Genomic DNA, 7,866 nt, shown 5'->3' on the forward strand with positions numbered 1-7,866 from the left:
GCGGGAGTGCATCCCGCCCGACGGGAAGTGAATTACTCTTCGCTGACAACAACGGTGCCGAGTTCAGGATGGCTGAAGCTGGCAATGTGATCGAGGCGTAACTCGCGCGTTTCACCGGAAAGGTCAATCGCCAGATATTCAACGTTTTTACGTGAAAGAATATCTTTGGCTTTGGCCTTAAGCTGTTCACCGTCTTTTAACTCCAGCGACAGCATCCAGTTTTTTTGGCAGGCGAGTTCCAGATTATCGTAGTCATCGCAATTGATGGGTTTATAAGCTTCATTCATCAACATAGTCGCTCACCAATAAGTTTGCGGCGGCATAGGCCGCCTGTTCCCTGAGAGAAGCGTTTAGCGCAACATTCGCGGCAATATCATCCAGCGCTTTTAAGGCGCAGCCAATGGCATCGGGTACATATCCCAGATCTCCGCTGCCGATTTCGGCATATTTTTGGCGAACTAACTCACAATATTTTTGCACAGGCACCTCCTCAGCAGAGCAGAAACACTCTGGTTGATTAGCGACTATATCACAGGCATTTCCAGAAAATCAGCCAGGCAAAAACAGGAACCGCGCGCAAATCACTGCTAAAGTAGCTGGCTACGCCGTCTAAGACGACTCAGGATAAAGCACGAAAGGTTCAGTGAATGGATAGCCCCATACAAAAAAACGCGTACTGTACGCAGGCAGGTGACAGATGATTATGCTGTCACGCAACGTTGAGCTGCCGGACAGTGAAATTGAACTGACGGCTATTCGGGCGCAGGGTTCTGGCGGTCAGCATGTGAATAAAACCAGCACCGCCATTCATCTACGTTTCGACATTGCTGCCTCGTCCTTGCCACCGTTCTATAAAGAGCGACTGCTAAATGCCAGCCACCATTTAATTACCGGTGACGGAACCGTGATCATCAAGGCGCAGGAGTACCGGAGTCAGGAGATGAACAGGGAGGCGGCACTGCAGCGGCTGGTCAACCTGATCCGCGAACTTACCACGGTAGAGAAAGTCCGGCGCTCAACACGACCTACGCGCGCCTCGAAAGAGCGTAGGCTGGAAGGCAAGTCACGGCGCAGCAATACCAAAGCGCTGCGCGGTAAGGTGCAATAAGGGGCATGTGCATGGGGCGTTATGACAAGTCAGACAGGGGCAGAATGCGGGAACAAGCCTGATAGCCGCGCGTTATTCAGCAAAAAAAACGCCCCTTAAAGGGGCGTTATAGTGCGGTTACTTGTTAAGCGCGTTAAGCAGAAATTCGACAATCTCATCCTGCTTGATCATCTGCTTCTCACCGGCACGACGGGCTTTATACTCAATCTCCTGATTATCAAGATTGCGATCGCCAATCACGATGGTGTGCGGTACGCCAATCAGCTCCATATCCGCAAACATCACGCCCGGACGCTCTTTACGATCGTCCAGAATCACCTCTACGCCTTTGGCGCGCAGCGTGTTGTACAGCTCTTCCGCTAACTCTTTCACGCGGAACGATTTCTGCATATTCATCGGCAGAATCGCCACTTCGAACGGCGCCAGCGCAGCAGGCCAGATGATGCCGCGGTCGTCATGGTTCTGCTCGATGGCCGCCGCAACCACGCGGGTGATGCCGATGCCGTAGCAGCCCATGGTCATGATCTGGTTACGACCGTCTTCGCCCTGTACGGAGGCTTTCATCGCTTCAGAGTATTTGGTGCCCAGCTGGAAAATGTGGCCGACTTCGATACCACGTTTAATCTGCAACGTACCTTTGCCATCCGGGCTCAGGTCACCTTCCACGACGTTACGCAGATCGGCTACCTGCGCCATTGGCAGATCGCGTTCCCAGTTGATGCCGAAATAGTGTTTACCCTCAATGTTGGCACCGGCACTAAAATCGCTCATCTTCGCCACGGTACGGTCTGCGATAACTGGCATATTCAGCCCCACTGGGCCGAGCGAACCAGGACCCGCACCAACCGCTGCGCGGATCTCTTCTTCGGTGGCAAAGGTCAGCGGAGAAGCAACCAGAGGCGATTTCTCTGCCTTGATTTCGTTCAGTTCGTGATCGCCGCGAACCAGCAACGCCACCAACGCGTGACCGCTTTCTTCTGCGCCCTTCACCATCAGGGTTTTCACGGTTTTCTCAATCGGCTGCTGGAACTGGCTCACCAGTTCTGCGATGGTTTTGGTATTCGGCGTATCCACCTCACGCATCTCTTCTGCAGGCGCAGGACGATCGCCCGCGGGCGCGACGGCTTCAGCAAATTCAATGTTGGCGGCGAAGTCAGACGCCGTTGAGAAAATCACGTCATCCTCACCGCTCTGCGCCAGCACCTGGAATTCGTGAGATGCGCTACCACCAATTGAGCCGGTATCAGCCTGCACTGCACGGAAATCCAGCCCCATACGATTGAAAATCTGGCTGTAGGCGCGATACATCGCGTCATAGGTTTCCTGCAGCGATTCCTGAGAAGTATGGAAGGAGTAAGCATCCTTCATGATGAATTCACGCGAACGCATTACGCCAAAGCGCGGGCGCACTTCATCACGGAATTTAGTCTGGATTTGATACAGATTCAGCGGCAGCTGTTTGTAGGAGCTCAGCTCATTACGAATCAGATCGGTGATCACTTCTTCGTGCGTCGGACCGAGCACAAACGGGCGCTCATGGCGATCGGCAACGCGCAATAGCTCTGGACCGTACTGTTCCCAACGACCGCTCTCCTGCCACAGATCGGCGGGTTGCACCACAGGCATTGAAATCTCAATGGCACCGGCATTGTTCATTTCTTCACGGACGATGTTTTCGACCTTTTTTAATACGCGCAGTCCGGTTGGCAGCCAAGTATATAAGCCTGAAGCCAGTTTACGGATCATCCCGGCACGCAGCATCAGCTGGTGGCTGATCACTTCCGCGTCAGAAGGTGTCTCTTTCTGAGTAGAGAGCAGATATTGAGTAGTACGCATTGATTACGATTCCAGTTGATCGGAAATTCACAGACAAAATTTGCTGGCGGCTAGTGTACCAGTGAGATCACTGGCTAAAAAGCGGGTTTTAACGCGGATCGATAGCCACGACTTCCGTCCCTGCGTCATCAATGCGCCAGCGCACGTTAAACTCCATTAGCCAGGCGGCATATTCCCTGTCCTGGATTTCACCTTTACGGTAAGCGGGCCGCGGATCCTGAGCGAGAACGTCGCTGATAAAGCGTGCCAGATGCGGATAGCGGGCGTGCTGTTGCAACTGCTGTTGGGCAAGCGCTGAAAACCGGACCGGCATAGTGCTTTCCGGCGCGGCCTGCGCGAAACCGGCGCGCGCTTCGGGCAGGGCCTCGGCAAAAGGCAGGTAGGGTTTGATATCGACAACCGGCGTACCGTCCACTAAATCCAGGCTGCCCAGTTGCAGAATGACCTGCTGCTTCTCGCAGCGAATGCCTTTGAGCTCAACCAGCGACATGCCGACGGGATTGGGGCGAAAGGTGGAGCGGGTGGCAAAAACGCCCATGCGCGCGTTACCGCCCAGCCGTGGAGGCCGTACGGTAGGGCGCCAGCCGCCTTCCATGGTCTGATGAAAAACAAACAGAATCCAGAGGTGGCTGAAGTCTTCCAGACCGCGCACGGCATCCGCCTGGTTATAAGGCGGCAAAAGATGCAGTTCGCCGCCGCCGTCCTGTACCAGCCCAGGCTGACGCGGCACGGCGAACTTCTCTTTCCAGGGTGAACGTATCACGCCGATTTGCGCAAAGGCGAATTCACTCATTGACTGGTGACTTTCAACGCCGATCCCTGACAAACAGCCTGACGGTAACAGCCCGGTGTGCTGCTGACGATTTCACATTTATGCAGCAGTACAGCATTGGCTTTCATCTGTGACGCTTTAATCTGCATACGTTTACGTGCGGTAGCGATATTTGGGGGGGAGCTCTGATTGCTCACCTGGCAATCTTCAGCGGACACTTCGCCTAAATCGCGGAAGGGTTTGCTCACCAGATCGGCCGCATCGGTGTAAACCTTAACAGGCGCGGGACGATACGTTGGCTTACGTGTCGGTTCGCTGGATTGCTGCGGATGAGAAGGTGCGCTGCTTATTGGGTGGTACTCTCGAACACACCCTGTCAGCATCAATGCTAACAAGCAGAGCGGTAAAAAACGCATGGCAACATCCTCAAGTTTCAAAAAGTGGCGTTATTGAAACAAGGACACGGATAAATAACAAGTCAGCAAAGCGCAATATCAGAAAGGGCGGCTATAAGCCGCCCTGAGGAGAGATGGGAGGCTGAATTACCAGCCTTTAACTGCACCACCGTTAAAGACTTTGTTCGCCGCATCCGCGACCTCGTCAGACTGATAAGCCTGCACGAATTTTTTCACGTTTTCTGCGTCTTTATTGTCCTCACGCGCAACAATCAGGTTCACGTACGGTGAGTCTTTATCTTCAACAAAGATGCCATCTTTCGCCGGTGTCAGGCCGATCTGGCTGGCGTAAGTCGTGTTGATGACCGCCAGTGCGATTTGCTGATCGTCCAGTGAACGTGGCAGCTGTGGCGCTTCCAGCTCAACAATCTTCAGATGTTTTGGATTCTCAACGATATCCAGTGAGGTTGGCAGCAGGCCCACACCGTCTTTCAGCTTAATCAGGCCCACTTTCTGCAGCAGCAGCAGCGAACGACCAAGGTTAGTTGGGTCATTAGGAATGGCAACCTGCGCGCCGTCCTGCAGTTGGTCGAGTGATTTGATCTTTTTCGAGTAGCCCGCAATCGGATAAACGAAAGAGTTACCAACGGATACCAGCTTGTAACCACGATCTTTGATTTGTTGATCCAGATACGGTTTATGCTGGAAGGCATTCACATCAATATCACCTTTGCTCAGTGCTTCGTTAGGCAGCACGTAGTCGTTAAAGGTGACCAGCTCAACATCCAGGCCATACTTGTCTTTAGCGACTTTAGCCGCCGCTTCCGCAACCTGCTGTTCTGCGCCGACAATCACGCCCACTTTAATGTGGTTTGGATCTTTGGCTTTTTGATCGCATCCTGCCAGCGCAATCGCGCCAATTAATGCACCCACAGCGGCAATTTTTTTAAATTTGAAAGACATATCCTTTCCTTAATAGTGATATTGCTTGCTTATTTATGGGACACAGCACGCACGATGCGGTCGCCACAGAATTGTATGAGATACACCAAAACGACTAATAACACTAATACCGTATTCATCACTGTCGCGTTATATCCGATATAACCGTATTGGTAGCCAATCTGTCCCAGACCGCCCGCGCCCACGGCTCCGCCCATTGCAGAGTAGCCGACCAGCGTAATCAACGTGATGGTGGCCGCATTGACGAGGCCGGGCAGGGCTTCGGGCAGCAGCACTTTTCGCACGATTTGCATCGGTGTGGCACCCATGGCGCGTGACGCTTCGATCAGTCCGGTTGGCAGTTCCAGCAGGGCGTTCTCAACCATACGGGCAATAAAGGGCGCCGCACCCACGGTCAGTGGCACAATGGCGGCCTGCAAGCCAATAGAGGTGCCAACAATGATGCGGGTAAACGGAATCATCCAGACCAGCAGGATAATAAAGGGAATAGAGCGGAAGATGTTGACCAGCGCCGACAGCACCCGATACAAACCTTTGTTTTCCAGAATCTGACCCGGACGGGTCACATATAGCAGGACGCCTACCGGTAATCCCAGTACGAAACCGAAAAAGCCAGAGACAAAGGTCATCATCAACGTTTCCCACACGCCGCGCCCCAGCAACGCAATCATCGCTTCAGACATAACCTAGTACCTCTACTTTTACGTGATGTTCCTGCAGCCACTGAATCGCGGCCTGTGTATCGCTTTCGCTGCCGTGAATTTCCGCCAGCATGATGCCGAACTTCACACCGCCGGCATAATCCATCTGCGCACTAATAATGTTGTTGTTGATATTGAAACGACGCGCGGCTTCAGAGAGTAAAGGTGCATCGACAGACTGCCCGGTGAATTCCATACGCAGTAAGGGCATGCTCTCTGGGCCTGCTTCAGGTGACAGGCGCTGTTGATAATCGTCCGGAATATCCAGGTGCAGCGTTGACTGGATAAACTGTTGTGCCAGCGGCGTTTTAGGATGCGAGAAGACTTCGCTCACGCTGTCCTTTTCAATTAACTCGCCCTGGCTTATCACTGCGACCTGATCGCAGATGCGTTTTACGACATCCATCTCATGCGTAATCAGCAGAATGGTCAGGCCAAGACGACGGTTAATATCTTTGAGCAATTCAAGAATCGAACGGGTTGTTGCCGGATCGAGCGCGCTGGTGGCTTCATCACACAGAAGGACTTTAGGGTTGCTTGCCAGCGCACGCGCGATAGCGACGCGCTGTTTCTGACCACCGGAAAGATTGGCTGGCCAGGCGTCGTGTTTATCAGCCAGGCCGACCAGATCCAGCAGCTCGGTCACACGCTTTTTAATTTCCTCACGAGAGAGCTGACCCAGCTCTAACGGCAGCGCAACGTTGCCCGCAACCGTGCGTGAGTTCATCAGGTTAAAGTGCTGGAAAATCATGCCGATCTGACGGCGGGCTTGAGTCAGTTGCCGTTCGCCCAGCGCCGTTAAGTCTGCACCGTCAACCAGCACGCGGCCGGAAGTCGGGCGTTCAAGCAGATTCACGCAACGAATGAGCGTGCTTTTACCGGCACCGGATGCACCGATGACGCCATAGATTTGCCCGGCAGGTACGTGCAGGCTGACATTCGATAATGCCTGTATCGATCGCGAACCTTGCTGGAACACTTTGGTAATATTTTCTAATTTAATCATTACGTTATTTATTATCGTCTTGCATTGTCCGTGGTCTGGTGTGCTCTCATCACTGAAAGCATGCATAAGCTGGATGGATGGTAAGGCATCCAGACGTCTAAATCAATGGAAGTGATTCAATCAGACATTCTCCCTTTAATCGCAATCGTGCGATACTGATCGGCAATTTTTATAGCAGGAGTTTTTACGTGACGAATAAAGTCCCGGCCATTTTTCTCGATCGCGATGGCACCCTCAATGTTGATCACGGCTACGTCCACGAAATCGATAATTTCCAGTTTATTGATGGCGTCATTGAAGCATTGCAACAATTAAAGAAGATGGGCTTTGCGTTGGTTGTCGTGACTAACCAGTCTGGTATTGCTCGCGGTATGTTTAGCGAAGATCAGTTTATGCGGCTTACCGAGTGGATGGACTGGTCGCTGGCCGATCGGGATATCGACCTTGATGGGATCTATTTCTGCCCGCACCTTCCCGACGCGACGGTTGAAGAATATCGCCAGCAGTGTGACTGCCGTAAGCCTCAGCCCGGAATGTTACTGTCCGCGCAACAAGAGTTGCACATCGATATGGCGGCCTCTTATATGGTGGGTGACAAACTGGAAGATATGCAAGCCGCCGAGGCCGCCGGCGTAGGTAAGAAAGTCCTTGTGCGCAGCGGTAAGCCGGTCACGGCTGAAGGTGAAGCGCTGGCTGACTGGGTAATAAAGAGTCTTGCCGAGTTACCTGCCCGTATTAAAAGCGCGTAAAACAGCCCCTTTGTGCAAATTTCAGACGAACAGCAAAAAAGTTCAAATTTGCACTTGCGCTCTGTGAAAGCTTCCCTATAATGCGCCTCCACTGACACGGCACAACGGCTTACGTAACGCGGTGTTCAGCAGGAGGCTCCCAGGAGTTTCCGCCGGAGAAAAACTTCTGAAAAAGAGGTTGACTCTGAAGGAGGAAAGCGTAATATACGCCACCTCGCGACAGACGGTTAACCCGCTGTTCGCACTGCTCTTTAACAATTTATCAGACAATCTGTGTGGGCACTCGCAGGATTGATATCAGCGTCTCCGGACGTAAAAAATATCAAAGCCTCACGA

10 protein-coding genes are annotated in these 7,866 nt (G+C 52.7%); 2 read left to right on the forward strand and 8 right to left on the reverse strand.

Annotated features, from left to right (window positions below):
- Positions 1-32: 32 nt before the first annotated feature.
- A complete protein-coding gene (gene rof / locus DFO57_RS09450) occupies positions 33-293 on the reverse strand; it encodes a Rho-binding antiterminator (protein ID WP_013024706.1) in 261 nt (86 codons plus the stop codon).
- Entirely contained in the window at positions 280-480 is a 201-nt protein-coding gene (locus DFO57_RS09455) for a YaeP family protein (RefSeq protein ID WP_014606545.1), read from the reverse strand. The genes rof and DFO57_RS09455 overlap by 14 nt, the downstream gene beginning before the upstream one ends.
- Before the next feature lie 217 nt (positions 481-697).
- Here DFO57_RS09455 and arfB point away from each other — a divergent pair, with 217 nt between their 5' ends.
- Positions 698-1,108: an alternative ribosome rescue aminoacyl-tRNA hydrolase ArfB gene (gene arfB, locus DFO57_RS09460; protein ID WP_013024708.1), complete on the forward strand. Its 411-nt coding sequence runs from the start codon at positions 698-700 to the stop codon at positions 1,106-1,108.
- Between the two features lie 117 nt (positions 1,109-1,225).
- On the opposite strand, the gene proS is transcribed toward arfB, so the two are convergent.
- The 6 genes from proS to metN all read right to left on the reverse strand — a co-directional run bounded on the left by proS (position 1,226) and on the right by metN (position 6,781).
- Positions 1,226-2,944 carry a proline--tRNA ligase gene (gene proS, locus DFO57_RS09465; protein ID WP_013024709.1) on the reverse strand — a complete coding sequence of 573 codons (1,719 nt, stop codon included), beginning with the start codon at positions 2,942-2,944 and terminating at the stop codon, positions 1,226-1,228.
- A gap of 88 nt (positions 2,945-3,032) precedes the next feature.
- Complete coding sequence (tsaA, locus tag DFO57_RS09470) at positions 3,033-3,737, reverse strand: tRNA (N6-threonylcarbamoyladenosine(37)-N6)-methyltransferase TrmO (RefSeq protein WP_013024710.1); 705 nt, start codon at positions 3,735-3,737, stop codon at positions 3,033-3,035.
- Positions 3,734-4,132, reverse strand: a complete 399-nt coding sequence (gene rcsF, locus DFO57_RS09475) for an Rcs stress response system protein RcsF (protein WP_014592974.1) — start codon at positions 4,130-4,132, stop codon at positions 3,734-3,736. Before rcsF ends, tsaA begins: the two co-directional genes overlap by 4 nt.
- Before the next feature lie 126 nt (positions 4,133-4,258).
- Entirely contained in the window at positions 4,259-5,074 is an 816-nt protein-coding gene (locus DFO57_RS09480; protein WP_014592975.1) for a MetQ/NlpA family lipoprotein, read from the reverse strand.
- 29 nt (positions 5,075-5,103) lie between these two features.
- Positions 5,104-5,757, reverse strand: a complete 654-nt coding sequence (locus tag DFO57_RS09485) for a methionine ABC transporter permease MetI (RefSeq protein ID WP_013024713.1) — start codon at positions 5,755-5,757, stop codon at positions 5,104-5,106.
- A complete protein-coding gene (gene metN, locus DFO57_RS09490) occupies positions 5,750-6,781 on the reverse strand; it encodes a methionine ABC transporter ATP-binding protein MetN (RefSeq protein WP_020693764.1) in 1,032 nt (343 codons plus the stop codon). Before metN ends, DFO57_RS09485 begins: the two co-directional genes overlap by 8 nt.
- Before the next feature lie 188 nt (positions 6,782-6,969).
- On the opposite strand from metN, the gene gmhB reads away from it, so the two are divergent.
- Complete coding sequence (gmhB, locus tag DFO57_RS09495; protein ID WP_041930709.1) at positions 6,970-7,530, forward strand: D-glycero-beta-D-manno-heptose 1,7-bisphosphate 7-phosphatase; 561 nt, start codon at positions 6,970-6,972, stop codon at positions 7,528-7,530.
- The last annotated feature ends 336 nt before the right edge of the window (positions 7,531-7,866 follow it).

Origin of the sequence: Pantoea sp. AG702 (assembly GCF_003182295.1) — a bacterium.
Lineage (GTDB): Bacteria > Pseudomonadota > Gammaproteobacteria > Enterobacterales > Enterobacteriaceae > Pantoea > Pantoea ananatis.

Bases quoted from the DNA above. Each gene is read 5' to 3' on its own strand.
- rof (WP_013024706.1), bottom strand. From the start codon at position 293: ATGTTGATGAATGAAGCTTATAAACCCATCAATTGCGATGACTACGAT.
- arfB (WP_013024708.1), top strand. From the start codon at position 698: ATGATTATGCTGTCACGCAACGTTGAGCTGCCGGACAGTGAAATTGAA.
- proS (WP_013024709.1), bottom strand. From the start codon at position 2,944: ATGCGTACTACTCAATATCTGCTCTCTACTCAGAAAGAGACACCTTCT.
- tsaA (WP_013024710.1), bottom strand. From the start codon at position 3,737: ATGAGTGAATTCGCCTTTGCGCAAATCGGCGTGATACGTTCACCCTGG.
- rcsF (WP_014592974.1), bottom strand. From the start codon at position 4,132: ATGCGTTTTTTACCGCTCTGCTTGTTAGCATTGATGCTGACAGGGTGT.
- DFO57_RS09480 (WP_014592975.1), bottom strand. From the start codon at position 5,074: ATGTCTTTCAAATTTAAAAAAATTGCCGCTGTGGGTGCATTAATTGGC.
- DFO57_RS09485 (WP_013024713.1), bottom strand. From the start codon at position 5,757: ATGTCTGAAGCGATGATTGCGTTGCTGGGGCGCGGCGTGTGGGAAACG.
- metN (WP_020693764.1), bottom strand. From the start codon at position 6,781: ATGATTAAATTAGAAAATATTACCAAAGTGTTCCAGCAAGGTTCGCGA.